This is a genomic window from Burkholderia sp. Bp9004 (assembly GCF_003858025.1).
In the GTDB taxonomy this organism is placed as follows: domain Bacteria; phylum Pseudomonadota; class Gammaproteobacteria; order Burkholderiales; family Burkholderiaceae; genus Burkholderia; species Burkholderia diffusa.
The window spans coordinates 1-25,813 of sequence record NZ_QTQD01000053.1 but is presented as its reverse complement, the minus strand read 5'-3'; the positions used below and the strand labels follow the sequence as shown (position 1 = coordinate 25,813).

Below are 25,813 nucleotides of genomic sequence, written 5' to 3'. Positions count from 1 at the left end.
ATCCAGCATATGATGTTTGACAGCGCCTGACCGGGTCTCCACCTCAGCTACGAATGCTGCGAACTCGCGGATGTATCCAGCGGGAAGTTGGGTGTCTTCTTCAATGCTGTGCCAACCCATGTCCTGGGGGAACGGGGAACTCAGTCGAAGCCGGGGCTCACGGCAGTCGGTTCGCGCGAGCCCAACAAGGAAAGTAGACATGAAGCTAAAGAGAGATGCGCGCACGCTAAAACAGCACGGGTTGGCGTCGCTACGGCGCGGCCTTGAAATATTCAATGGCTACGATGACCGTGGTCGAACAGAAAGCGTCTTGTTGCATTTGCAGCACAGCAGCGAAATGCTTGTGAAAGCTTTGCTGGTCCAACGGTCTCAAGCAGTCTTCGACAAGGAAAAGGGTACATCTATCGGCTTGGAGAAGGCGCTCAACGTGGCCACATCTAATGGCTATATTACTGGAGCGCAAGCAGGAGCCATTCGCACAATCGATGCCATGCGCGATGCCGCTCAGCATTGGATGCTCGTCGTAACTGAGGACGTCCTATATCTGAACTCGCGGACCCTAATAACCGCGATTGACGAACTCTTGCAAGAGCATTTCGAAGACTCTCTGGCTGACCATCTTCCGCTCAGGGTGCTTCCAATCTCGACCCAACCCTTGCAGGATTTCGACCTTCTCGTTGACCGTGAATACAAGCAAATCGCCGAGCTGCTCGCCCCCGGAAAGCGGGCCCGTGATGAGGCACGAGGTCGAATCAGAGCTCTGCTAGCGATGGAAGGGCACGTAACAGACACTATCGCAGTTTCGGAGCGGGACATCGACCGAATTGAGAGAGCAATCAGAAACTCCACGCCCGTTTCAGCTGTTTTTCCTCGACTGATGACGTTAGCCAGCGACGTCGCTGGCGAAGGCCCGACCGTCAAAGTGCGGTTCACGAAGAAGCAAGGCGCTCCCGTACGCTTTGTCTCTGGCGATGACCCCCATGCGGCGGCGGCCATTCGTGAAGTCGACCTTCAGAAGAAGTACTACCTAAGTCCTCAACAACTCGCAGAGAAGCTAAAGCTTACCGCTCCAAAGTGTAAGGCCCTACGAGACTACGTCGATGTGGATTCGGACGCGGCAAACATGATGGTGTTCGAGTTTGGTAGTCAACGACATCCGAGGTATTCGGACAATGCGTTACGCAAACTGCAGGAAGCGAATACAGCAGAAAACGTCGAAAACGCTTGGCGTAAAAGAAAGCAATAGTCAGCCACCTCGGCGCACCGCAATCCATTGCACTCTCCTCTACACCTTACTGGCACAGGAGTTTGTGCCTCGAGATGCTTCGTAAGCGAAACTGTCCTCGACTGCACAGCAAACACGGGCGGAACGGCGCCGCGACAGTCCTGCACTTCGAATAACTCTAGCGATTATGAACCGCGGGAGGGTCCGCACCTAGACTGCTATCGCCTGCGGAATGCCGCTCGACGGTCATACATCTCCTATAGCACCGTGCCCCGCTCTTAAGGACGATGGTCTATGCTGCATCCGAACTTCCGAGTTGGCCCGTTATCGTAAGCTGTGCTCACATCAGTAGCAGAGCCGCCCGCGCGGTACGTAACTCAAACTATTGCAAAAGCGAGTGTACGGACGTTGACGGTGGACACGCAAACTTCCGTACGATTTGACGTCGTCGGGCCGACCACGCAAGTCTTTGATTTGCCGAGAGACTTCGGGCGTAACCAGAACCAGCGGTGACGTGTAACCAGAATTAATGTACCTCGGCACGCTCGCTGAGTTGCATTGATTCCAGTTACGGACACTCGATTTAGGTTTGGTTACAAGGGCCTTTTGTGCCGCCATGCCTTGTTCGGCTTACGTTGCGATTATCAATGCCCGTAAGCTGAACGATTACCACTCGCTCGAGGCCGAGCACTGCCGACTTGTCCTCCTGGATGACGCCGAGAAGGGGCTCAAGGACGCGCTGGCAGGTAGGGTGATGTCCCACGAGAGCTTCCGTAAAACACTGCGGCGGATGCGGACCGTGCGCTGGCGCGGGTCGAGGAATGCAGGAGGCGCTCCGCTTCATCGACCGGTTCAAGTTGAGATGACACCCGGTGAAGCGCTGCGGCAAATGTCATAGCCGAAATTCCGAGAAGTTGGCTAAAATGGCGCCCTACAATTGTTGCCATGAAATTCCTCCGGACACTTTTCCTGTTGATGCTGTGTGCGATGCTGCCCCTCAGTGGGCTGGCAGCCAGCGGTCTGACCGGCGAGTGTCCGATGCAGCAATCGATGGCCGGGGATGTGGGCGAGCATATGTCTACGGATATGTCCCACTGTGACATGATGAAGTCCCAGTCAGTCGACAAGACCAAGGTTAAGGGCGTGTTCTGTAAGGTAACTGCCCAATGCCAGTTTGGCAGCCTCTACCATCCGACCGGTCGCGCAGACGTCAGCCGACCTGCCGCGCTCGTCCGCCCGATCGTCTTCCACTACGCTGATTCTCTCTCGGTCCGCGACCCGAACGGGTTGTGGCGACCTCCACGCGCCATCTAATCCCACGCTGACAGGTTTCACCGCAAATGCGGTGAAGTTCGTCCTATGCCAGGACGTGGAATCCCTATTGGATTCCGCCGTTGGGGTAAGAACATGACATTCAATTTCGGCACGCCGCGGAGTCGGCGTGTTCTTCGGCGCGCGCATACGCTTTTTGCCGCGCTACTTGTCGCGGGTGTCGTACACGCGCAGGAAGCCACTTTCAATCTCGACGCCGCGCTGCAGTCCGCCAGTGACCACTCGGCTTCGATGCAGGCAGCGCAAGCGTCTGTGCGCGCCAGCTCGGAGGCAGCTGCCAAAGCCGGACAACTGCCGGACCCGATGCTCAAAGCCGGCATCGACAACCTGCCGGTGAACGGACCGCAGCGGTTCACCGTCGGCCAGGATTTCATGACGATGCGGCGTATCGGCATCGAGCAGGAGTGGGTATCCGGCGAGAAGCGACGCCTGCGTTCGGCGCTGGCCAGCGAGATGGTCGGACGCGAACGCGCCGGCTATCTGGCTCAGCTTGCCAATGTCCGCCAGCAAACGGCGACGGCCTGGCTGAACGCCATCTTCGCGAAGCAAGCGCTCGCGCTTCAACAAGAATTGCTGGACCACATGACCCACGAGTTGGCGGCCACGAAAGCCTCGTACCGTGGCGCGAAGGCGAGCGCTGCCGACGTGGTTCAAGCCAAAGCCATGCTGGCGCAGACTCAAGACCAGGTACTGAAGGCACAGCAGACCTACCGGACCGCGCTCATCGGCCTGTCACGCTGGACGGCTATGCCCGCTACCGATGTGACGGGTGAGCCGCCGGCACCGGAATCCTTCGTGTCGTCATTGCCGCCGGACGAGCTGCGCCTTTCCCAGCCAGCGCTGGTGGCAGCCGCCGATGATATCGCGGTCGCGGAAGCCGATACGGCGGTCGCGAACAGCGAGCGCAGCCCGAACTGGAGCTGGGAGATTGCGTACCAGCAACGCGGCGGTGCGTATTCGAACATGGTATCGGTGGGTGTCACCATCCCCTTACCTCTGAACCGCAAGAACCGCCAGAACCGCGACGTCGCTGAAAAAGCCGAACTCGCGACGAAAGCCCGGCTGATGTACGAAGACACGCTACGACAGGTCCAGGCTGATATCCGAACTCAATCGGCCACGCTGGCGAGCGGCCGGGAGCGCATCGACAACCTGAGTCACTCCTTGCTGCCTGCCGCCGAGCAACGTGTTCAGCTCGCCAACGCCGCCTACCGGGCCGGGACCGGCTCGCTTGCAGACACGTTTGCTGCCCGGCGCGCACAACTGGAAGCGCAGCGCCAAGTGCTCGACCTGAAGCGCAAGGTAGCGCAAACCTGGGCGCAACTCGAATATCAAGTCGTGCCGTCCACGATGGCTGCAGCCCGGTGAAGGAGAACAACATGACAAAGAAACCACTGGTGCGCGCCATTTTTGCGGTATTCGCCGGCGCAGCGCTGCTCGGCGCGGCCTATTTCGCTGGCATTCACCACGCCTCGACCCGTGCGGCGGCCGTTCCAGTTGCCAGCGCCGCTTCAGGTGACAAGATTGACCCGAAGACTGGCCGGAAGGTGCTGTACTGGCACGACCCGATGGTGCCCAACCAGCACTTCGACAAGCCAGGCAAGTCGCCCTACATGGATATGCAACTCGAGCCCGTCTACGCGGACGAGGGCGGCAGTCCATCCGGCATCGAGATTGACTCGGGCCTGCAGCAAAATCTCGGGATTCGCTACGCGACGGTTCGTCGGAAAGAGACAGCGAGCGGTTTCGACGCGGTGGGCACCACACAATTCGATGAGTCGCGCTCGGACGTCGTTCAATCGAGGGTCACCGGCTACATTGACCATCTATACGCCAGTGCGCCGATGCAGCGAATTGCCAAGGGCGCGCCAATTGCATCGTTGTTCGTACCGGACTGGTTGGCGCCGCAAGAGGAGTACCTTGCGCTCAAGCGCGGCGGGATGGATGCCAACCTGATTGAAGCATCGCGGGCGCGCATGCGCGCGCTGTCGATTCCCGACGGGGTTATTGCGAGCCTCGACCGGACTGGCAAAGCGCAAACCCATGTCGTCCTGGCGTCGCCGGAGGCAGGTGTCGTGAGCGAACTGAACGTTCGGGACGGGGCGATGGTGGCACCGGGACAGACGCTGGCGAAAATTGCCGGGCTCTCGAAGCTCTGGCTCATCGTCGAGATTCCAGAGGCGCTCGCGCTCAACGTGCAACCCGGGATGGCGGTCGATGCGACATTCGCTGGTGACCCGACGCAGCATTTCACCGGACACATTCGCGAAATCCTGCCGGGTATCAGCACAAGCAGTCGCACGCTCCAGGCACGCCTGGAAATCGACAATACGTCGCTGAAACTGACTCCCGGCATGTTGATGCGCGTGCGCGTTGCCGGCCAGAAGAACGTTTCACGATTGCTCGTGCCGTCCGAAGCAGTCATCACCACCGGCAAGCGCTCGGTCGTCATCGTGAAGAACAACGATGGTCGCCTGCAGCCCGCCTCGGTCATCATCGGCAATGACGTCGGCGACGAAACAGAAGTGCTCAGTGGATTGAACGAAGGCGATACCGTTGTCGCATCGGGGCAGTTCCTCATTGATTCCGAGGCGAGCCTCAAGTCCGTGCTGCCAAGACTTGGAGCGAACGCAGGCACGAGCGCTGCGAGGCCGGCATCGGGCCCGGCGGCCGCGGTGCAATCGTACGAGACCACCGGCAAGGTCGAAAAGGTGACGGCCTCCGACATCACGTTTTCTCACCAGCCCGTGCCAGCGCTCGGGTGGGGGGCGATGACGATGGCGTTCAACAAGCCTGCTCCCACCGCGTTCCGCGACGTGAAAGTCGGGCAGACGGTGCATTTCGTCTTCAAGCAATCGGACGATGGCTACCAACTGATGAACGTCGAACCACTCGGAGGCGCCAAATGATCGCGCGTCTCATACGCTGGTCCATTCATAACCGGTTCCTGGTGCTGCTCGCGACCGTGCTGGTCACCGCTTGGGGTGTGTACTCGGTAAAGGAAACGCCGCTCGATGCACTGCCGGACCTCTCGGATACGCAGGTCATCATCAAGGCCTCCTATCCCGGCAAGGCTCCCCAGGTCATCGAGGACCAGGTCACATATCCGCTGACGACGACGCTGCTCGGCGTACCGGGCGCAAAGACCATTCGTGCGTATTCATCGTTCGGCGATGCGTTCGTCTACGTGCTGTTCGACGATAAGACCGACCAGTATTGGGCCCGCTCGCGTGTACTGGAGTACCTGAATCAGGTGCAAAGCCGTTTACCGCAGGGGGCGACCGTATCGCTTGGCCCTGACGCGACGGGTGTCGGCTGGGTGTACGAGTACGCGCTCATCGACCGAAGCGGGAAACACGACCTCGGGCAACTGCGCGCACTCAACGACTGGTTCCTCAAGTTCGAGCTGAAGGCTGTGCCGGACGTTTCCGAAGTTGCGAGTATCGGTGGGATGGTTCGTCAGTATCAGGTGATACTTGACCCCGACAAGCTGCGAGCCTACGGCATCACTCAGCCGACGGTGGCCGATGCGCTCAGCAAAGCCAACCAGGAATCGGGCGGCTCCGTCATCGAACTTGCCGAGTCCGAGTACATGGTGCGCTCGTCCGGATACCTGCGCTCGCTTGATGACTTCCGCCATGTCGTGCTCCGTACGAACGAGGCCGGCACGCCCGTGTTGCTCGGCGATGTTGCGCGTATCCAAATTGGTCCGGAAATGCGTCGCGGCATCGCCGAATTGAACGGCGAGGGGGAAGTCGCGGGCGGCGTCATCGTCATGCGCTCGGGAAAGAACGCGCTGACGACCATCGATGCGGTGAAGGCGAAGCTCGCCGACCTGAAGGGCTCGTTGCCTCCCGGCGTGGAAGTCGTCACGACTTACGACCGCTCGCAGCTCATCGAGCGTGCAGTCGACAACCTGAAAGACAAGCTCATCGAAGAGTTCATCATCGTCGGACTCGTCTGCGCGGTATTTTTGTTCCATTTGCGCAGCGCCCTCGTCGCCATCCTGTCACTTCCGCTCGGCGTCCTGGCTGCCTTCATTGTCATGCGCTACCAGGGCGTGAATGCGAACCTCATGTCGCTGGGCGGCATCGCGATTGCCATCGGCGCGATGATTGACGCGGCCATCGTGATGATAGAAAACGCGCACAAGCATCTGGAGGCGTATGAGCATAAGCATTCAGGGGCGCCGATGTCGATTGCCCACCGTTGGGAGCTTATCGCGACCTCCGCGACCGAGGTCGGACCTGCGCTGTTCTTCTCGCTGCTCATCATCACGCTCTCGTTTATTCCGGTCTTCTCGCTTGAAGGCCAAGAAGGCAAGCTGTTCTCACCGCTCGCGTTTACGAAGACCTACACAATTGCCGCCGCAGCGGGCTTGTCGGTGACGCTCGTGCCCGTGCTGATGGGCTATCTCATCCGTGGCCGCATTCCACACGAGAACGCGAACCCCATCAACCGCGTGCTGATTCGGCTATACAAGCCACTGCTTGAGGGAACACTCCGGCGTCCGTGGCTCACCATCGGTCTGGCGGGTGTGGCATTGGCGCTGACCCTCATCCCGGTCTCCCGTCTCGGCGGCGAGTTCATGCCCCCGCTCGACGAGGGCGATTTGCTCTACATGCCGACCGCGCTGCCGGGCATTTCGGCGCAAAAGGCCTCCGAACTGCTGCAGCAGACCGACCGGCTCATCAAGACGGTACCGGAAGTGGCGACAGTGTTCGGCAAATCGGGGCGCGCCGACACGGCCACGGACCCCGCACCGCTCGAGATGTTCGAGACGACGATTCAGTTCAAGCCACGCAGCCAGTGGCGGCCCGGCATGACGCCGGAGAAACTGGTCGACGAGTTGGACCGGGCCGTCAAGGTGCCTGGCTTGTCGAACGTCTGGGTGCCGCCTATTCGGAATCGTCTCGACATGCTGTCCACGGGTATCAAGACGCCGGTCGGGGTCAAGATTTCCGGTCCCGACCTGATGCAAATCGACAGCATCGCGACGCAAGTCGAAGCCGCCGTGAAGAGCGTGCCCGGCGTGACGTCCTCGCTGGCAGAGCGACTGAACGGGGGCCGGTACATCGACGTTGATATCGACCGGCTCGCGGCCGCGCGGTATGGCCTGTCGGTCGCGTACGTCCAGTCGGTCGTGTCGTCGGCGGTCGGCGGCGAAAACGTCGGCGAGGTGATTGCCGGCCGGGAGCGCTTCCCTATCAATATCCGTTATCCGCGTGAAGTGCGCGACTCGCTCGAGCGGCTGCGGCAACTGCCCGTCGTGACAGACCGTGGCGCGCAAATCCAACTCGGGGATGTCGCGCACATCACGATTGCCGACGGTCCACCGATGATTCGGAGCGAGAACGCGCGGTTGTCCGGTTACGTGTATGTCGATATTCGCAATACGGACCTTCAGTCTGCGGTACAGGCGATGCAGAAGGCCGTTGGGCAACAGGTCAAGCTTCCGCCCGGCTATTCAATCGCCTGGTCCGGACAGTTCGAGTATCTGCAGCGGGCAGCCGCCAAGCTGCGCACGGTCATTCCGGTGACACTCCTCGTCATCTTCGTGCTGTTGTTCCTGACGTTCAATTCGGCAGCAGACGCGCTGCTGCTGATGTCGACCGTGCCGTTCGCGCTCGTTGGCGGATTCTGGCTCATCTGGGGCCTGGGGCACGCGGTTTCCGTCGCGACGTCGGTTGGCTTCATCGCGCTTGCTGGTGTGGCAGCCGAATTCGGCGTCGTGATGCTGCTATACCTGAAAGGCGCGCTGAACCGCCGGCTGGAAGCCGGCGAGCTTCTCACGGAGGCATTGTTGTTCGATGCGATTCGCGAAGGCGCCGTGCTGCGTGTGCGCCCGAAGGCCATGACGGTTGCGGTCGTGCTGGCCGGTCTGATTCCCATCATGGTCGGCCACGGTGCCGGCTCCGAAGTCATGCAGCGTATTGCCGCTCCCATGGTGGGTGGCATGGTTACGGCGCCACTCCTTTCCATGTTCGTTATCCCCGCTGCCTGGTTCCTGCTGCAGCGCCGTCGTGCGCGAAAGCTGAATCAGACGCGGACATTCCATGCAGTCCCATCCGGCATGAAAATGCCTTCTACCCAACCTGGAGAAACTCGATGAAGAAGCTGTTTGCCACCACGATCGCCGTCTGTGCAATCGGCGCATTTGCCGCTCCGGCGTTCGCCGGCGATGACATGGCCGGCATGACCATGTCGATGAAAGCTTCGGCATCCACATCGTCGAATGCAGCGCTCACCGACGCGGAAGTGAAGAAGGTCGATGCTGCCAGCGGCATGGTTACGCTGAAGCACGGTGCACTCGAGAATGTCGGCATGCCGCCGATGACGATGGCGTTCAAAGCCAAGGATGCCAAGATGGTCAAGCAGATTCACGAGGGCGACAAGGTCAAGGTCCGCGTCGAGAGCGTGAACGGGACGCTCACCATCGTGAAGCTGGTGAAGCAATCCTGACGGCGTGATGAAACGCGCGCAGGCTTACCCTCGTGGTTAGCCTGCGCCGTGAATGCGAAGGAGGGCAACGGCTGCCAACCAGACGAAGCTTGGCTTCGACACGCACGTGCCGAACCAGGCGCATGCTCCAGCGTGCGTTGCACGCTGCCGTCGGTTTCTTGTTTGCCCTGTTTTCACTTACAACTCTTGCGTCCAGCGAAGCGGACCTGCTGCCACCTGAACGTGCCTTTCCCCTGGAGGCCTCGCTCAGCGGCGTAACCGGAACTTGCGATTACCCGTAACCAGAACCAATGTGCGTCGGCAGCGACGGCCACGCCGGCGCCCCATCGGAATCATCGCCTCGCACAAGAAAATCGCTACTTCGACAAACTCAGCTTCTTCGACAGCACGACACCGCTCGACGGGCTCACCAGCCGGATGGACTGGAGATCCATGTGCAACGTGGAGATCCGGGTCGTAATGTCGGTGGGCTCCTCGATGCTCGGTTCGGCATGTTCCACTTGTTCAGTCAGATAAGGCCGAACCAGGCGCCCGGAAAAAACGAGCGCGAAGTCGCCATGCGCTTGGGCGTACACCGCGGGCGAAAGCCGCATGCGGCTGCGAACCGTGGTCTTTTTCCCTTGCCCGGACTCGAGTTCGATGATGTCGACCTGCTGGATATACCCTTTTGCCTTCGCTTCGGGTGCAATCACGAGCCCTCGTCCTCGCGGCCCCGTCGTGACCTTTCTGAGCAGGATGCTCGTCCGGTCGTCGCGCTCCGCGTCGAACAGGTCGACGTCCAGCGTCAGCAGGTGCTGCTGCGACCGGTACCTCAGCCCGTACCGCACCGGCACCACGAACGTCACGTCACGATCGAGATCGACGGCCGCCAGGTCGGGATTCGGGCCATGCCGATCGGTGGCGCTGGAGACCAGGCCGCGAACCCGCGCACTCAAGGACGGCGCGGCGGCGCTGACGTGCTGCTTCTTCAGCGCATCCCGGATTGCAACCGGATCGTCGCCGACAATCGGCCGGCTGGGCGAGGTCTCGTGATCGGCAACGGGCGCGATGCGCGCCGTGCCGTCGACAGCCTCCGCCTCCGCATGCGCCGCCACTGGCGCCAGCATCATCGCCAAGGCGACGATCCACGCGAAGTTCGAACGACGCAACTCGGATTTGATGTGAAGCACGGCGAACTCCTGATTTTTTCGCAGATCGGTCAACGACGAGCACTATAGGGTGGAATGACCGGCAGCGCACCCACCGTTTGAAATTACCCATGGTGCGGTCGCCGATCAAGAGCCTGCCCCCTCATCCCCGCCCATCCCCCCGCCGATACTCCGCCGGCGCCTTCCCCACCATTTTCCGAAAATCGCGCGTGAAATGCGCCTGGTCGAAATACCCCAACGCCTGAGCCAGTTCCGCGAGATCGACCGGCTCGCCGCCGGCAAGTTTGTCCGCAGCCTCATGCAGGCGATAACGACAAATCACCCACTTCGGCGACACGCCCACATAGTTGGAAAACAGTTGCTGCAGCGTGCGCTCGCTCAACCCCGCGCGCTCGGCCAGATCGCGCACCTGCGTGAGCCCGAGGTCCTGCTGCAGCATCTGCAAGATGGCGTGAATGCGCTCGACCTGCGGATCGGCCGGCGGCAGCACCCGCAACAGCAACGCCTCCGCGGCGGCCACCATCCCGGCATCCGCCTCGGCACCGAGCACGGCGTCTTCGGCTTGCGCATCGTCACAATCGAGCAGCGTCGACACGGGAAGCACCTTGTCTGTCGACAAATGCACGGGCTTGCCGAAGAACGCCCGGAACGCTCCCGGCCGAAACCGCAAGCCCATCACCCTCCCGGCGCCGGCCAGCGTCGTCTCGAACGCCCCCGACACCACACCGAAGATCCCCGTCTGCCGCCGGTCGAACACCAGATTGACGCACGGATACGGCAGCGTGCGCTGCACATACGGCGGCTGGTCGCGCAGATCCCATTCGACGATCCAGTGGTGATCCAGCACCCCGGCCAGTTCGGCACACGGGTAATAGCGATTCAGCCGGAAGCGCTGATTGAAGGCTTTCGGACCGACGACGCCTTTGGGCGTCTCGGTCACGTTACGCAAGTCGGTCATGGTGACGAACCGTTGAGGTGACGGCGTGATGATGCACCGCCACAGCGGATTTTTCCAAGACGAAGCCACGCGGCCGTCCTAAATTGGAATACCTGTCCCGAACGCACACCGGAGCCCGCGATGCCGCAAGACCGTCACCTGACCCTGTACCACTCGCCGCGCAGCCGATCGGCCGGCGCGCGGATGCTGCTCGAGGAACTGAGCGCCGACTACGAACTGCACGCGTTCGACCTCTCCGCCGGCAAACATCACGACGCCGAATACCTCGGCATCAACCCGATGGGCAAGGTGCCCGCACTGCGTCACGGCGACGTGATCGTGACCGAGCAGGCCGCCGTCTACATGTACGCGGCGGAACTGTATCCGGAAGCCGGCCTGTCGCCGGCGCCGGGCGATTCACTACGCGGCCCGTACCTGCGCTGGATGACGTTCTATGGCTCGTGCTTCGAGCCGGCCATCGTCGACCGCTCGATGAATCGTCCGCCCGCGGCTTACTCGACGTCACCCTACGGCGACTTCGATGCCGTCATCAACGCGATCGACGCGCAACTGGCACAGGGGCCCTGGCTGCTGGGCGAGCGCTTCACGGCGGCAGATGTGCTGTGGGGCTCTGCGCTGAACTGGACCACGATGTTCAAGCTGGTGCCCGAGACGCCGCGCATTCGCGCCTATATCGATCGCGTGCTGGCTCGCCCGGCCATCCAGCGCGCGCAGGCGGCAGATGCGGCACTCGCGGCGGAGCAGGACAAGGCCAAGGAGGCGGCGTCCGCTGCGAGATAGTCCGGTGCGGGGCAGACCTCGATGCGTGTTCCGCCCCGCAACCCGTCAAAACATCGTATGCACCCCGACGCGCGCCACGGCCTGACTCGCTGAACTCGACGCCCCGTTCGGATCGAGCACGCCGTTGATCTGCGCGTTCGCCCCACTGTTCGCGCGCTGATAATCCGCGGACACATAAACCATCGTCCGCTTCGACAACAGGTATTGAAACGCGACGCTGACCTGATGCGCGTGGTTGTCGTTCACAGCTTCGTTGCCCTTCATGTACATGTACTTCGCGCCGAGAAAGACATCCGGCCGGATGCGCCACACCCCACCCGCTTCTGCCATCCACACGCCTGCGTCGTTGAACGAATTGCGTACGGTGGTCAGCAGCGCCTTCGCGGTGACCGCGCCGAAGTCATAGTGCATCCCGACGCCCCAGTTGCGCACACTGGTCGACGGTGTGCCGGGCGCCGGACCATACTTCTCGTTCGTATAGGCCGCACCGACCCCGAACGCCCCAGCTTCGTAGTTCAGCCCGGCACTCACGGTATTGTCCGCGCCGACGGAACCGGCCACACCGCCGAACGCATACATCACGCCCCCGGAAAACCCGGCAATCGTCGGCGAGCTGTATTTGACCGAATTCGCGACCGGCTTGCTGCCCGCCGTGCGGTCCCAGTCGAATGCGCCGGTCGGATTGCCCGGCAGCGCGAGACGCTGGAACGGGCCATTCCTGAACCCGTACAGCCCCGTAAGATCCATCGAGATCGCGTTCCCCTTCGCAAACAGGGAATCCACCATGAAGTCGTACTGATTCCCCAGCCTGACGCCGCCGAACCGGTCGCTCTCGATACCCAAGTATGCGTTACGCCCGAAGAGTCCGGTCCCGACGATGCTGCCGTTCGCCATCGAGAACTGGTTCACGAGCGCGAACGTTGCGTGATATCCGCCACCGAGATCTTCCGTGCCGCGCAAGCCGAACAGGTTCGGCGTGAAGATGCCGTCGTCGAACTTGACGTTCTTTCCACCGGCCTCGTTGCTGACATACGAGATGCCGCTGTCGATCAGACCGAACATGGTCACGCTGCTCTGCGCGTATGCACCCTGCGCGATGACAAGCATCGCGACTGCTCCAAACCTCAGTTTCATTGTGTCTCCGTCTTTTTTCTGTCAATGCGAACCGGTCGCCCACTGTCTCGCGGGTACTCGCCCGATGCTTCGTGAAACAACGACTTCCCCAGCCCGGCTTCGCATTCATCCAGGTCGGAAAACTGGTATTCGATTAGCTTTACTGATTGAATTGAACGAATGAAGTCCCGCTCATTCTCCATTTCATCCCGCGTGATGCGATTACCGCACGGACCGATTTCCGCTGGGCAATCCGACTTTCCGGATCAAGCGCTCCGACAGATCACCCACGCCGCCGAATCCACTTCGACAGCCACGGCTTCCAGCCCGGCACCCGAACACGGTCCGTCGATGCACACGCCATCGTCGAACCTGAACAGCGCGCTGTGATGCGCACACATCAGCACCTGGGATCGGTAACAGGAAACGTTGCCCGGCACGAAGTCGAGCGGAACCGAGAAATGCGGGCAACGATTCACGTAAGCCCACACCTGCTCTCCACGCCGCACGACGATGACAGGACGCCCGATGCACGCTTCGTCGACGACCCGTGCCCCGCCATCCGGCACATCGGAGAAGCGGCAGAGTTGCGCGGCACCCATGACTCACGCTCTCCGCTCGGGATTGCCAAGGCTCCAGTCCCACGGTCGAACCTCCACCCGCGAGAACAGCCCTTCTTTCACGTACGGATCGTTGCCGACGAACTGCATCACCGCATCGATGTCGTCCGCCTCGACGACGAGCAGCGTGCCGTTCATCGCATCGCCCTGCGGATCGAGCGTCGGGCCGCCGAGCCGCACATACACGCCGTGCTGCGCGGCGGCGCGCAGATAGGTCCGGTGCGTGGACCGCACGCGGTCGCGCACTTCGCGCATCCCGGGCTGGTCCGTCGCAAACACTGCAAAGAATCGCGCCATGTTGGTCAGTTCCGGTCGAGCACGAAGTCGTACGTCGCTTCGCGGTATGCGCCGCTCAATCCGACACGGCGCGCGAGTTCATCGCCCGCCGCACGCGGACGATAGGCAACCATCAGCGACGGCTTCACGCCGAAGACGGCATCCGAGTTCAGATACGCGTCCTCCTCGTCGAACAGATGCGTGACGAGCTTGCGGTAGCCGGGCGCGTCGATCATGAAGTGCAGATGCGCGGGCCGCCACGGATGACGGCCGGTGGCATCGAGCATCTTCCCGACCGGGCCGTCGGTCGGAATCGGGTAGCTGACCGGCAGAATCGTCGTGATCGCATAACGGCCTTCTGCATCGGTCCGGTAGCGGCCGCGCAGATTGCCGTGCGGCTGCGCCTTGTCCTGCCCGGAATACATGCCGTTCTCCGCGGTCTGCCACACGTCGAGCACGGCGTCGCGCACCGGCGCGCCGTCGGTGTCGAGCACGCGGCCATGCACGACGACGGGCGTGCCGGGCGTGAACGCCATGCTCTCGCCATACGCGCGCTCGGGCATGCCTTCGATGTAGAACGGGCCGAATACGGTCGTTTCCGTCGCGCCGGTGGCGAAGCGATGGTTGATCGCATCGACCAGCATCGACACGCCCAGCGTGTCCGACAGCAGGATGAATTCCTGGCGCACGACGTCGTCGCACATCTGCCCGGTTTCGGTCAGGAAGCGAATCGCGGCCATCCACTCGGCCTCGGTCAGCTCCGTCTCGCGCACGAACGCATGCAGATGCCGCACGAGGCTCTGCATCAGCACGCGCAAGCGCGGGTTCGACGTACCGTCGAAGCTGGCGACGACCTGCTCGGTCAGCCGCGTATCGCCGTCATCATGATGCTCATTCGTCACGTTCGTCTCCTGTGATGCAGCCGGCCGCTCAATGCGGCTCGCGTCCTTCCCACGCATGCTGAAGCAATTCGCGAATCGGCGCACGTTCGATCGGCCGCGGGTTCGCATACGGATTCCGGCAGGCGAGGTCGGCGGCTTCGTCGAGGCCCGCTTCCGGCATCCCGATGTCGGCAAGCGCCGCCGACAGGCCCAGTTGCCGATTCAACCGGAACAACAGCGGGCCGGCGTCGGCCGCGTCGGTGCCGCCCAGCGCCCGCGCGACACGGCGCAGCGCGTCGGGCGCCGCGGCATGGTTGTAGTGGGCGGTATGCGGCAACATCGCGGCGTGCGTCTGCGCATGCGGCAGGTTGAAGGTGCCGCCGAGCGTATGACACAGCTTGTGGTGCAACGCCATGCCGACCGCGCCGAGACACGTGCCGGCGAGCCATGCGCCATACAACGCGCGGCTGCGCATCTCGCGGTCGTCGGGCGCGCGAACGATCGCGGGCAGTGCCTCGCCGAGCGCACGGATCGACTCCTCGGCCATCAGGCTGATCACCGGGTTCGCATCTTCCGCGTAGAGCGCTTCGACCGCGTGCGCCATCGCATTGACACCCGACGCCGCCGAAATCCCCGGCGGCAGCGACAGCGTCAGGGACGGGTCATAAAGCACGGTACGCGGCAGCACGCGCGCATCGCGCCCCGTGCGCTTCAGCCGGCCTTCCGTGAGCCCGAAGATCGGCGTCATCTCCGAGCCCGCGTAAGTCGTCGGCACGGCGAGGATCGGCAGCGACGACTCGAGCGCGATCGCCTTGCCAAGCCCGATCGTCGAGCCGCCGCCAATCGCGATGCAGCAGTCCGCGCCGAGTTCGGCGGCCATCTCGCGTGCGGCACGCGCGACTTCGACCGGCACGTGCATCACGGCCTGCGCGCATACGCCGGCGGCGCGCTCGCCAAGCACGCCCCTGACCCGTTCGGCGAGCGGCTGCTGTTCCGGCGTCGACAGAATCAGCGCCCGCTGCGCGCCGAGCGCGGACAACTCGTCCGGCAACCGTTCGAGCGCACCCCATTCGAACACGACGCGGGACGGCGTTCCCTGATAGACGAAGCGCTCCATCCCGGCCTCAACGCTTGAAGTGCGGCGGCACCTTGCCGTCGACGTTGACCCACACCGAGCGCGCTTCCGTGTAGTCGTGCATCGCCTCGAAGCCCATCTCGCGGCCGTAGCCCGACTTGCCGACACCGCCGAACGGGCTGCCCGGATTGACGCGCTTGTAGCAGTTGATCCAGCACATGCCCGCGTCGATCTGCGACGCCATCTTGTGTGCGCGGGAAAGATCGTTGGTCCACAGGCCGCTGCCGAGCCCGTATTCGGTTGCGTTGGCGATCGACAGCGCTTCCTCGTCGCTGCCGAAGCGCAGCACGGTGACGAACGGGCCGAACACTTCCTCCTGCGCGACGCGATCGGTGGCATGCTTCGCTTCGATGACGGTCGGGCGCACGTAGTAGCCGTTGGCGAGTGCGGCATCCTGCGGCGCACTGCCGCCCGCGAGCACGCGGCCGCCCTGCTCACGCGCGACGTCGACGAACGACAGCACGCGGTCGAGGTGCTGCTTCGACGTCAGCGGGCCCATCTCGGTGTCCGGGTCCAGCGGGTTGCCGACGCGGATCGACGAAGCTAGCGACACGAAGCGCTCGAGGAATTCGTCGGCGATGCGTTCATGCAGCACGAGACGCGAACCCGCAATGCACGCCTGCCCCTGGTTGTGGAAGATCGCCCACGCGGCGCCGTTGATGGCGGCATCGAGGTTCGCATCGTCGAAGACGATGTTCGCGCCCTTGCCGCCCAGTTCCAGCTGCACGCGCTTCAGGTTGCCCTGCGAGGCCTCGACGATCCGGCGGCCCGTTGCCGTCGAACCGGTGAACGCGATCTTCCCGACCCCGGGGTGCTCGGCGAGCCGCTGGCCGGCCGTATGACCGTAGCCGGGGACGATATTGACGACACCTGCGGGGAACCCGACTTCGGCCATCAGTTCGACGACGCGCAGCGTCGACAGCGGCGTGATCTCCGACGGCTTGAGCACGACCGTGTTGCCTGCCGCCAGCGCCGGCCCCATCTTCCAGCTCGTGAACATCAGCGGGAAATTCCACGGCACGATCTGGCCGACGACGCCGATCGGTGCGCGCTGCGCATAGTTCAGGAAGCCGGTTTCGACGGGAATCACCGAGCCCTGCAGCTTGTCGGCCATGCCGCCGAAGTAGCGGAAGCATGCTGCCGTGCGCGGCACGTCGAGCGCGCGCGAATCGCGGATCGGGTGGCCGGTGTCCAGCGATTCCAGTTGTGCGAGTTCCTCGGCGTTGGCTTCGATCGCGTCGGCGAGGCGCAGCAGCAATCGGCCGCGCTCGGCCGCCGCCATGGCCGACCACGCCGGGAACGCGCGGGACGCGGCTTCGACCGCCAGGTCCACGTCCACCGCGGTGGCGGCGGCGATCTTCGTGATCAGCGAGCCGTCGTGCGGATTGAGCACGTCGATCGTGCCGCGCTCGACGGCGTCAACGAAGCGCCCGTCGATGAAAAGTTGGGTTTGCATGAATCGTCCTCGATTTTTTGCTGAAGTGCGGCTTAAAACTCGATCGGATACGGCGCCAGCTCGCCGCTCTCGTATCGCTGCGGCAGGTTCGGTGTCGCGTTTTCCCAGACCAGCAGCATCGAGCGCTTCGTCGAATAGCCCTGGTGGCGGATGTCGGCGGGCATCGCGCAGATGTCGCCGGCCCGCATCGTGATGCGCGCGCGCGGCGCACCGGTGTTCTTGTCGCCGATGTCCCATACGATTTCGTCGGACAACTGAAGGAACCATTCGACGCGGTCGTTGCCGTGGAACACCGGCAGGATGAATTCCTCGGTGGTCGGGCAGAACAGGCTGCGCCCGCACACGGACGTGACCGACGGATTCCACGTCACGTCCGAACGCGACAGGTACTTGAACAGGTTGAACGCGTGCAGTTCGCCTTCGAAGCCCGGCTTCACGTGCACTTCAGGTTCGTCCTGGCCGACGTCGAGGAACGCGCGGTTGACCGGCAGATCGTCGCGCAGCGGCGAGTCGCCTTCGAGGCCCGGCATGCGGCGCGTCGCGATGCGCGTGCGTTCGATCGCCGCGCCGTTCTCGCCGTGCTTGCGGCCGAATGCCGTGCCGGTTTCCTCGGGTGCGGCGAACGGATCGAAGCCTTCGTTGGTCCAGTCGTGCAGCATGGCCTTGAAGGTCGCCATGATCGTCGGTGTTTCGAACGTCTCGGTGTAGTCGACGCCGGCCTCCTTCAGGATCCCGTTGAAGGTGCCCGCATAGACGTCGACCTTGCCGTAGTGATTGCGCGTGCCGAACACGTGATCGAAGTTCACCCAGCCGTAGAAGAAACCCCATGCGACGTCACGCATCATCGCGCGCAGGAATGCGTCCGCGGGCATCGCATGCGTGCGCGTGCGGCCTTTCGCAGGCCAGCTGATTTTCACGAAGTATTCGTCGCGCTGGAACGCGAACTCGCCGAGCCGGAAGCGGCGGTAACCGGTGACGGCATCGGCTTCCGTGGCCTGCACCAGATCGGCGGCAAAGCCAGCGGAAAGATCGAGGGTCTCGAGGGTGGCCATAACGTGTCTCCTGGAATGTTTGAATGGGGCAGTCGGATGGATCAGCACAGGCAGATGTCGGCCCACTTCTCGACGGACAGCTCGCCGAGCACGGTCTGCACGAGCGCGACGCCCGGCTTGCCGGCGGCGAAGCGATACGCGCAGCCGGCCGGCAGCAGTGCCTGATGCCCCTTGCGCAGGACGACGTAGCCCATCTCGCGGCCCGCCGGCTGCGTGCCGGCGCTCACGGTGCCGCGGCCGGTGGTCGGCGGGTTGTCGAGCTTGATGAATTCGATGCGGACTTCGCCATCCATCTGGATCGCGAACTCGTCGTGCGCGCACGCGAACCAAGGCGACTGGCCGTCGGTCCGCAGCACTTCGATCACGTATTCGAGGTTCTTGCCGGCGACGACCTTTTCGTAGGGAGCCGACTTCGATGCGATCTCGAATACGTTCGAGAAGGCGTAGTGTTTTGCGCTGCCGCTGGTGATTTCGATCTCGCCCTTGGTATGGCTGTCGAGCGAGCCAAAGACGGTATGGAATGCCGCGTCGGTCATTGCTGTCTCCTGAGTTGAACCGCTTGTTGGATTCAACTCTAGGGGCAAGGGCGCCCCTCAACAAGGCAACGGAGCGCGACTACGGCATTTGCGATTCGCGAATAATCGCTTCGTTCAGCGAACCCAGCCGCGCTCCAGCAGTGGACGGTCCCACGGCGACTCGTCGCCGATGTATTCGACGAGGAATTCGACCAGCGCCTTCACCTTCAACGCCTGTCGCTGCGTTGCAGGATAAACGGCGGCAAAGCTCAGCGGCGCGATCTGGAAATCGGTGAGGATGGGCACCAGCCGGCCCGCGACGAGCGCGTCGCTCGCAACCAGCGTGGGCAGGCAGACGACACCGCCGCCCGTCAGCGCATATTCGCGCAGCAGGTGCACGGAGTTCGAGCGGATCATGCCGGGCAACTCCATCTCGAAGACCTCGTCGCCGCGCGTCAGGGTCCAGCGGTTGCGCGACGGATAGCCGGAATACAGCGCCGTGGTGTGCTGCAGCAATTCGCGTGGATGTTGTGGCGCACCATGCGCTTCGAGGTAGGCCGGCGACGCGCAGAAAAGGCGTCGCACCACGAACAGGCGCCGCTCGATCAGCGACTCGGATATCGGCGGGAAGATCTGGAACGCGATGTCGAACCCTTCTTCGACAGGGTCCACGACACGGTCATTGACGATGATGTCGAGCTGAATGCCTGGGTAGCGGCGATTGAATTCGGCGAGCGGCACGCCGAAGTGATCGAGCGCGAAACCGGGCAGCATCTGGATCCGCAGCCGCCCGGTCGGCGTCGCGCGCAGTTCGCGCATCTGGTCGGTCAGCTCGTTGACGCGCCCGACCACCTCGGCGCATTCGCGGTAGAAGGTCTCGCCGACTTCGGACAGGCGCACGTGGCGCGTGCTGCGATGGAACAGCGGCGCGTTGACGAACTTCTCCAGCTGCTGGATGCGGTTCGTCACGACCGAACTGGTGACCCCAAGCTGTCGCGCCGCTTCCGCAAAACTGCTCGCCTCCGCAACCCTGACGAATGCTTCGATGCTCAGAAACCGGTCCATACCGCGCCCTTTCCGAAAGCGAAACCGGCAGTCTAACCGCACCTGCCGGCCGGTTGGGTCATGCCGAACGCGTCACACTGTCTCCTGGCGGGTGTCAATCCCGCCGACTGCCTGGCGCGAGCATGACCGAGGGTACGTTACGGCTGCTTGCCTGCCGACAGCTCCGGCTGCAAGCCCACGCGACGCTGCAGCACGGCCGGCGCGGTTTCCCGCAGCAGCAAGCTGACCACGATGCCGAGCAGCACGGCCCCCATCGGCAGCCACAGGATGTTCTGGATCCCGAAGTGTGCGGCAACGTAGCCGCCCATCGCCGGTGCGATGCCGCCGCCGAAGATCTCGCCGCAACCGACCACCACGCCGATCGACGTCGAAACGAGGCCGACGGGCGCGGCTTCGGTCGCCACGGGGCCCGACAGCAGCGACACCAGCCCGAGCGTGAAGAACGATGCGACGAACAGCACCGCGAACAGCACGAGCGGCTGCGGACCCAGCCCGCGGAACACGTAGAGCATCACCGCCGTGCCGGCGAAACCGACGATGCTCGCGAGGCGGCGGCCCACGAGGTCGGACAGGCCCGGCAGCCCGAACTGCCCGAGAAAGCCGCCGAAGCCGATCGCCGACACCACGAGGCCCATCTTCTGCGTGCCGAGCCCAAGGTAATCCGTCAGGTACAGCGGCAGCAGTGCGCCGAGCACGAACACGCCGGTCATCGCACAGCACAGCGCGCCCATCGCGACGAGGATGTTGCGGCTCTTCAGCACATGGCCGAGCGACGCCGGCGCGTGTTCCGACACCACCTCCCTCGCGCGCTTCGGCTCGCGGATCACGAAGAACATGATCGCGCCGAGGATCAGCCCAGGAATCGCCACGAGCGCGAACACCCAGCGCCACGACACGACATTGAGCAGCTGCGTCGCGATGATCGGCGACAGCGCGAGCCCGAACAGCGCGAAGCCGCTTTGCTGCAGCCCGAGGTTCAGGCCGCGCCGCCGCGGATGCGACGCGTCGGCGGTGGCCGCGAAACTGGTCGGGCAGAACGAGCCTTCGGCGACGCCCATCAGAGCGCGAATCGCGATCAGCCCGAGCAGCCCGCCCGCGAGCCCCGAGAAGCCCGACAGCAGCGAGAACGCGATGATCGCCGGGATCAGGACCTTGCGGCGGCCGATCTTGTCGGAAATGCCGCCCATCAGCGCCGCGAAGATGCCCCACGACAGGCCGAGCACGCCGATGCAGTTGCCGACGTCCTGCGCGGTCAGGTGCAGGTCCTTCATGATCGAAGGGAACAGCGGCGCGATGAGCCAGCGGTCGAGGCCGACCAGCCCGAAACCGAGCGCCAGCAGCGTCACCGCCTTCCACTCATAGGAGGTATCCCACTCGTTTGCTTTCATGTCCGTCTCCGTGGACCGGTCCGCCTGCACGCGCCGGGGGCGTCCGTGCATGAGCCAGGTCCGTTGTCTTGTGTGTGCGATGCGACGTGAGCCGCGAGGAAGTGGCGGCCGCCTTTCCGGTTGCAGGCGTCGAATTCAATCAGCCGACGCCCGAACGATAGGTGCGCGCACGCAGATCGGGTATGGAACATCCGGCGAACGCGCCATTCGCGAAACGCAAATAATCGGGGCATCGGTGCGGGAGGCGTCAGCCGGAGGCGCGGAACGCGCGGCGGCACGGACGAAACGGCGCGAATGCGTGCGTCACCGGGGGAATCCCTCATGGACATCGGCCGATCGTTGCCGGGTGCCACCAGGAGACAACAGGATACGATTCCACTTAAATCAACGTCGATGGAATATTTTTCCACGCATCGGCGAAGCGCCAACCCATTTTGGATCCTTTTTCCCCGCTCCTCCTCGTATCATTTCTCCCGTTACGAAAAGAAAGAGCCAGAGAAGGACATGAGCGATACCACCCCGCTGCACTACCTCGACTACGCGGCCACCACCCCCGCGGATCCCCGCGTGATCGAAGCGATGACGGCCTGCCTGGGCGCCGACGGCATCTTCGGCAATCCCGCGTCGAGTTCGCACGCCGCCGGCCGGCTGGCGAAGGAAAAGGTCGAGCACGCACGCGCGCAGGTCGCCGCGCTGATCGGCGCGGATGCCGACGAGATCGTCTGGACGTCGGGCGCCACCGAATCGAACAACCTCGCGCTGAAAGGCTATGCGGAGACCGCGACCGACAAGCGCCACCTGATCACGAGCCGCATCGAACACAAGGCCATCCTCGACACGATGGCGAACCTGTCGAAGCGCGGCATGACCGCGACCTACCTGTCGCCCACCGCCGACGGCGAAATCACCGTCGACGCCGTGGCCGCGGCGATCGGCCCCGACACGGGCCTGGTGTCGCTGATGCTCGTCAACAACGAACTCGGCACGCTGACCGACATTGGCGCGATCTCGCGCATCGTGCATGCGGCCGGCGCGCTGCTGCACGTCGACGCCGCGCAGGCGCTCGGCAAGACACCGATCGACGTGCGCGCGCTCGGCATCGATCTGCTGTCGATGTCCGCGCACAAGGTGTATGGCCCCAAGGGCATCGGCGCGCTGTTCGTCCGCCGCGAGATCGCCGACCTTATCGCGCCGCAGATCCACGGCGGCGGACACGAGCGCGGCCTGCGCTCGGGCACGCTCGCGACGCACCAGATCGTCGGCATGGGCACCGCCTGCGAGCTGGCCGCGGAAAAACTCGAGCGCGAAGCCGTGCGGATCGCGGCGCTCAGCGCACGCCTGAAGGACGCGCTGCTCGCGCTCGGCGGCATCACGCACAACGCGGCGGCGGCACGCCGCATCCCGCACACGTTGAGCCTGACGGTCAACGTGCCGGGCTTCTTCCCGTTCATGCTCGGCGATTCGCTCGCCGTGTCGTCGACCTCCGCGTGCAACTCGACCAGCGGCGCGCCGTCCCACGTGTTGACCGCGATCGGCCTCGACGCCGAAGCCGCGGGCCGCACGGTGCGCATCAGCTTTGGCCGCTTCACAACGGAGCAGGACGTCGATTTCGCGATCGCGTGTTTCGCGCGCGCGCTCGAGCAATGCCGTGACGCGGCGGCGACCGGGTTCACCGCATCGCGACAGATCACGCCGGCGGACCTGAAGGCGATTCGCAACGCAGGCTTTCGCGCGGTGATCTGCAACCGGCCGGACGGCGAAAGCGCCGATCAGCCGGCATTCGAGGAAATCGCCGCCGCCGCGCGCGAACTCGGCCTCGACGCGCGCTATCTGCCGGTCGAACGCGACCGGATCGGCGATGCGGAAGTCGATGCGTTCGGCGCGCTGGTCGACGCGCTGCCGAAGCCGGTGCTCGCGTATTGCCGCAGCGGGAGCCGCGCCGGGATGCTGTGGAATCGCCTGACGGCGCGGCGGACCGCAACGGTCTGAGCGCAACCCGCATGTAACCGGGCATCGCCCGCATTCGCGCACGAAGCCGACGGCACGGTGCGCGATCGCGCGGGCACGAGCACCGTCACCTGAATGTTCACGCTGAACAGGATCGTGGAGCGTCGCGAGGGCGTCCCGTACCATTCGGTGACCGGGATGAATTCGATACTGCGCTGTTCCGCATCCATCTGCCCGTCTCCTGAAGTCGCCTCTTCCGTCAACCCGCTTCGCCACGCGGGTTGATGCCACTCCAGCGGGCACTTTTTTCCCCGGGTATCGAGGTTCGACAAGCACGGATCATCCTCGATCCGTACGGATTTCTTACAAAACTTCAACCCGGCATGCGATGCCTCCGAACGGTGCATCCGCCCGGAGTTTCGGGTGCATTGCCGAAATCCGATAGCGCCGCGAGATTTGGCTTCATAACGTTCCCGCATCGGACCGGAAAGCGACTCGTCATTCACCCATGACGTCGCGTGCCGCCGACGAATTCCAGGAGCGGGCCGCCGTGCCGGGCCCGGGCAGCGATGACGGTCCTGCCATGCAGGACATTCGTGACGGAGCGAACATGGACGCGAAAATCCAGCCTGACTTGGGCACCGACAGTGACGTAAGCCTTCTCCACAAGATGGGATACGCGCAGGAGCTGTCGAGACGCATGAACGGCTTCTCGAACTTCGCCGTGTCGTTTTCGGTGATCTGCATTCTGTCGGGCGGCATCACGGCGTTTCAGCTGGCGTTTTCCGCGGCCGGCGGCGCATCGATCGGCCTCGGCTGGCCGCTCGGCTCGCTGTTCGCGCTGATCGTGGCGGTATCGATGTCGCAGATCGCGTCCGCGTTTCCGACCGCCGGCGGCCTCTATCACTGGGGCGCCATCCTCGGCGGGAAGAAATGGGGGTGGATGACGGCATGGCTCAACCTGATCGGGCTGATCTTCGTGATCGCAGCGATCAACTTCGGCACCTACGATCCGTTCTTCAAGACGCTGATCGCACCGATGTTCGGCGTCAGTCCGGACAGCCTGACATGGTGGCATCAGACCGCGTTCATCGCGGTCATCACCCTGTCGCAGGCGATCCTGAACGCACGCGGCATCAGGATCGCGAGCAAGATCACCGACCTGTCCGGCTACCTGATCTTCGTCGTGACGATCGCGCTGGTCGTGTCGCTCCTGGTCTACTCACCGGTCGCGTTCGACCTGCATCGGCTCGTCACCTTCACCAATTACACGCACGTCGACGGCAGCGCCTGGCCGAAACAGAGCATGCCGCTCGCGTTCCTGTCCGGCCTGCTGCTGGTGACCTACACGATCACGGGCTTCGACGCATCCGCGCACACGTCGGAAGAAACGCACGACGCGGCGAAGAACGTGCCGCGCGGCATCATCGGCTCGGTGTTCTGGTCCGCGGCGTTCGGCTACGTGATGGTGTGCACGTTCGTGCTGGTCATGCCGGACCTGACCGCCGCGATGAAGCAGGGCACCGGCTTCTTCGAAGCCATCCTCGCGCCGATTCCGAAAACGTTGCGCGTGTGCCTCGAGCTCGCGATGTTCTTCATCAACTACGTGTGCGGGCTCGCCGCGATCATGTCGACCTCGCGCATGATGTATGCGTTCGCGCGCGACGGCGGGCTGCCGGCGTCGAAGCTGCTGCGCAGCGTGAATCACAATCATCGGACGCCCGGGCCCGCGATCTGGACCTGCGCGGTGCTTGCAATCGTCGTCACGCTGTACGGCGACGCGTTCTCGGTGTTGAGCGCGGGCAGTGCCGTGTTCCTGTTCATCTCGTATGCGATGCCGATCGGCTCGGGGATGCTCGCCGAAGGCCGCACGTGGACCGAAATGGGCCCGTTCCGGCTGGGCATCTGGTCGAAGCCGTGCGCGCTGCTCGCGCTGGTGGGCGCCTGCGTGCTCGCGTACGTCGGCATCCAGCCGCCGAACGAGAAGGTGCTCTACGTGCTCGTCGCGTTCGTGGCAGTACTGATGGTCATCTGGTACGGCTTCGGTGTGCGCACGACCTTCGCCGGGCCGCCGATGCTCAAGGACACGCGCAATGACGCGCGCATTCGCGAACTCGAGGCGAATGTCGATCCGAGCGTGTGACGCGACACCGATTCGCGCACAGCGCAAAAATCCGGCTCGCGGTGTGCGAGCCGGATTTTTTTTAGTCGCGTCGCAGCGAACGAGGTTCAACCGCGTTGGCGGTCAAACCCGATTGCCGCGTCTTAGCCGTAGACCGGGAAACGCTTGGTCAGCTCCGCGACCAGGCCACGAACGCGCTCGATCGTCACCGCATCTTCCGGCGCTTCCAGCACGTCGGCGATCAGGTTGCCGACCGTCTCCGCTTCCGCCGGGCCGAAGCCGCGCGTCGTCATCGCCGGCGAACCCAGACGGATCCCGCTCGTCACGAACGGCTTTTC

Annotated in this window: 21 protein-coding genes and 1 pseudogene; 9 read left to right on the top strand and 13 right to left on the bottom strand. The window is 63.5% G+C overall.

Annotated features, from left to right (window positions below; all coding sequences use genetic code 11):
• Positions 1 to 199 precede the first annotated feature (199 nt).
• The 6 genes from DIE08_RS34070 (at position 200) to DIE08_RS34045 (ending at position 9,019) form a co-directional block, all read left to right on the top strand.
• Positions 200 to 1,246 (top strand): hypothetical protein, encoded by a 1,047-nt coding sequence (locus DIE08_RS34070; RefSeq protein ID WP_124906224.1) that lies wholly within the window; start codon positions 200 to 202, stop codon positions 1,244 to 1,246.
• Positions 1,247 to 2,170: 924 nt separating this feature from the next.
• Entirely contained in the window at positions 2,171 to 2,539 is a 369-nt protein-coding gene (locus DIE08_RS34065; RefSeq protein WP_124906222.1) for a hypothetical protein, read from the top strand.
• 93 nt (positions 2,540 to 2,632) lie between these two features.
• The gene (locus DIE08_RS34060) at positions 2,633 to 3,925 is read left to right on the top strand and encodes a TolC family protein (RefSeq protein ID WP_124906220.1); all 1,293 of its coding nucleotides are present in this window, start codon (positions 2,633 to 2,635) and stop codon (positions 3,923 to 3,925) included.
• Positions 3,926 to 3,936: 11 nt separating this feature from the next.
• A complete protein-coding gene (locus tag DIE08_RS34055; protein WP_124906218.1) occupies positions 3,937 to 5,466 on the top strand; it encodes an efflux RND transporter periplasmic adaptor subunit in 1,530 nt (509 codons plus the stop codon).
• Positions 5,463 to 8,669 (top strand): efflux RND transporter permease subunit, encoded by a 3,207-nt coding sequence (locus DIE08_RS34050; RefSeq protein ID WP_124906216.1) that lies wholly within the window; start codon positions 5,463 to 5,465, stop codon positions 8,667 to 8,669. The genes DIE08_RS34055 and DIE08_RS34050 overlap by 4 nt, the downstream gene beginning before the upstream one ends.
• Complete coding sequence (locus tag DIE08_RS34045) at positions 8,666 to 9,019, top strand: copper-binding protein (RefSeq protein ID WP_124906214.1); 354 nt, start codon at positions 8,666 to 8,668, stop codon at positions 9,017 to 9,019. The genes DIE08_RS34050 and DIE08_RS34045 overlap by 4 nt, the downstream gene beginning before the upstream one ends.
• Positions 9,020 to 9,375: 356 nt before the next feature.
• Here the strand turns inward: DIE08_RS34045 and DIE08_RS34040 are convergent, their stop codons facing one another.
• The gene (locus DIE08_RS34040) at positions 9,376 to 10,188 is read right to left on the bottom strand and encodes a hypothetical protein (RefSeq protein WP_260436626.1); all 813 of its coding nucleotides are present in this window, start codon (positions 10,186 to 10,188) and stop codon (positions 9,376 to 9,378) included.
• Positions 10,189 to 10,309: 121 nt separating this feature from the next.
• Complete coding sequence (locus DIE08_RS34035; RefSeq protein ID WP_124906236.1) at positions 10,310 to 11,125, bottom strand: AraC family transcriptional regulator; 816 nt, start codon at positions 11,123 to 11,125, stop codon at positions 10,310 to 10,312.
• 120 nt (positions 11,126 to 11,245) lie between these two features.
• Here DIE08_RS34035 and DIE08_RS34030 point away from each other — a divergent pair, with 120 nt between their 5' ends.
• Positions 11,246 to 11,905 (top strand): glutathione S-transferase family protein, encoded by a 660-nt coding sequence (locus DIE08_RS34030; RefSeq protein WP_124906212.1) that lies wholly within the window; start codon positions 11,246 to 11,248, stop codon positions 11,903 to 11,905.
• A gap of 45 nt (positions 11,906 to 11,950) precedes the next feature.
• Here DIE08_RS34030 and DIE08_RS34025 read toward each other — a convergent pair whose 3' ends face one another.
• From DIE08_RS34025 to DIE08_RS33980, 10 genes are all read right to left on the bottom strand, one after another.
• Positions 11,951 to 13,039 carry a porin gene (locus DIE08_RS34025; protein WP_124906210.1) on the bottom strand — a complete coding sequence of 363 codons (1,089 nt, stop codon included), beginning with the start codon at positions 13,037 to 13,039 and terminating at the stop codon, positions 11,951 to 11,953.
• Positions 13,040 to 13,284: 245 nt separating this feature from the next.
• Positions 13,285 to 13,620 (bottom strand): Rieske 2Fe-2S domain-containing protein, encoded by a 336-nt coding sequence (locus DIE08_RS34020; RefSeq protein WP_059601022.1) that lies wholly within the window; start codon positions 13,618 to 13,620, stop codon positions 13,285 to 13,287.
• 3 nt (positions 13,621 to 13,623) lie between these two features.
• Entirely contained in the window at positions 13,624 to 13,935 is a 312-nt protein-coding gene (locus DIE08_RS34015; RefSeq protein WP_059504020.1) for a YciI family protein, read from the bottom strand.
• Between the two features lie 5 nt (positions 13,936 to 13,940).
• Positions 13,941 to 14,816 carry an intradiol ring-cleavage dioxygenase gene (locus tag DIE08_RS34010; protein ID WP_124906208.1) on the bottom strand — a complete coding sequence of 292 codons (876 nt, stop codon included), beginning with the start codon at positions 14,814 to 14,816 and terminating at the stop codon, positions 13,941 to 13,943.
• A gap of 28 nt (positions 14,817 to 14,844) precedes the next feature.
• On the bottom strand, positions 14,845 to 15,912 hold the full coding sequence (locus DIE08_RS34005) for a maleylacetate reductase (RefSeq protein ID WP_124906206.1): 1,068 nt from the start codon (positions 15,910 to 15,912) through the stop codon (positions 14,845 to 14,847).
• Between the two features lie 7 nt (positions 15,913 to 15,919).
• On the bottom strand, positions 15,920 to 17,386 hold the full coding sequence (locus DIE08_RS34000; protein ID WP_124906204.1) for an aldehyde dehydrogenase family protein: 1,467 nt from the start codon (positions 17,384 to 17,386) through the stop codon (positions 15,920 to 15,922).
• A 32-nt stretch (positions 17,387 to 17,418) separates the two neighbouring features.
• Positions 17,419 to 18,438, bottom strand: a complete 1,020-nt coding sequence (locus DIE08_RS33995; RefSeq protein ID WP_124906202.1) for a hydroxyquinol 1,2-dioxygenase — start codon at positions 18,436 to 18,438, stop codon at positions 17,419 to 17,421.
• A gap of 41 nt (positions 18,439 to 18,479) precedes the next feature.
• On the bottom strand, positions 18,480 to 18,974 hold the full coding sequence (locus DIE08_RS33990) for a hydroxyquinol 1,2-dioxygenase (protein WP_124906200.1): 495 nt from the start codon (positions 18,972 to 18,974) through the stop codon (positions 18,480 to 18,482).
• 114 nt (positions 18,975 to 19,088) lie between these two features.
• A complete protein-coding gene (locus DIE08_RS33985; protein ID WP_124906198.1) occupies positions 19,089 to 20,018 on the bottom strand; it encodes a LysR family transcriptional regulator in 930 nt (309 codons plus the stop codon).
• 137 nt (positions 20,019 to 20,155) lie between these two features.
• Positions 20,156 to 21,406: an MFS transporter gene (locus DIE08_RS33980; protein ID WP_124906196.1), complete on the bottom strand. Its 1,251-nt coding sequence runs from the start codon at positions 21,404 to 21,406 to the stop codon at positions 20,156 to 20,158.
• A 504-nt stretch (positions 21,407 to 21,910) separates the two neighbouring features.
• On the opposite strand from DIE08_RS33980, the gene DIE08_RS33970 reads away from it, so the two are divergent.
• Together DIE08_RS33970 and DIE08_RS33965 are read left to right on the top strand one after the other, a co-directional pair.
• Positions 21,911 to 23,395, top strand: a complete 1,485-nt coding sequence (locus DIE08_RS33970) for an aminotransferase class V-fold PLP-dependent enzyme (RefSeq protein WP_124906192.1) — start codon at positions 21,911 to 21,913, stop codon at positions 23,393 to 23,395.
• A 568-nt stretch (positions 23,396 to 23,963) separates the two neighbouring features.
• Positions 23,964 to 25,496 (top strand): amino acid permease, encoded by a 1,533-nt coding sequence (locus tag DIE08_RS33965; protein WP_124906190.1) that lies wholly within the window; start codon positions 23,964 to 23,966, stop codon positions 25,494 to 25,496.
• A 122-nt stretch (positions 25,497 to 25,618) separates the two neighbouring features.
• Here DIE08_RS33965 and glyA read toward each other — a convergent pair.
• Positions 25,619 to 25,813, bottom strand: a pseudogene (gene glyA / locus DIE08_RS33960) (serine hydroxymethyltransferase); the annotation flags it as partial.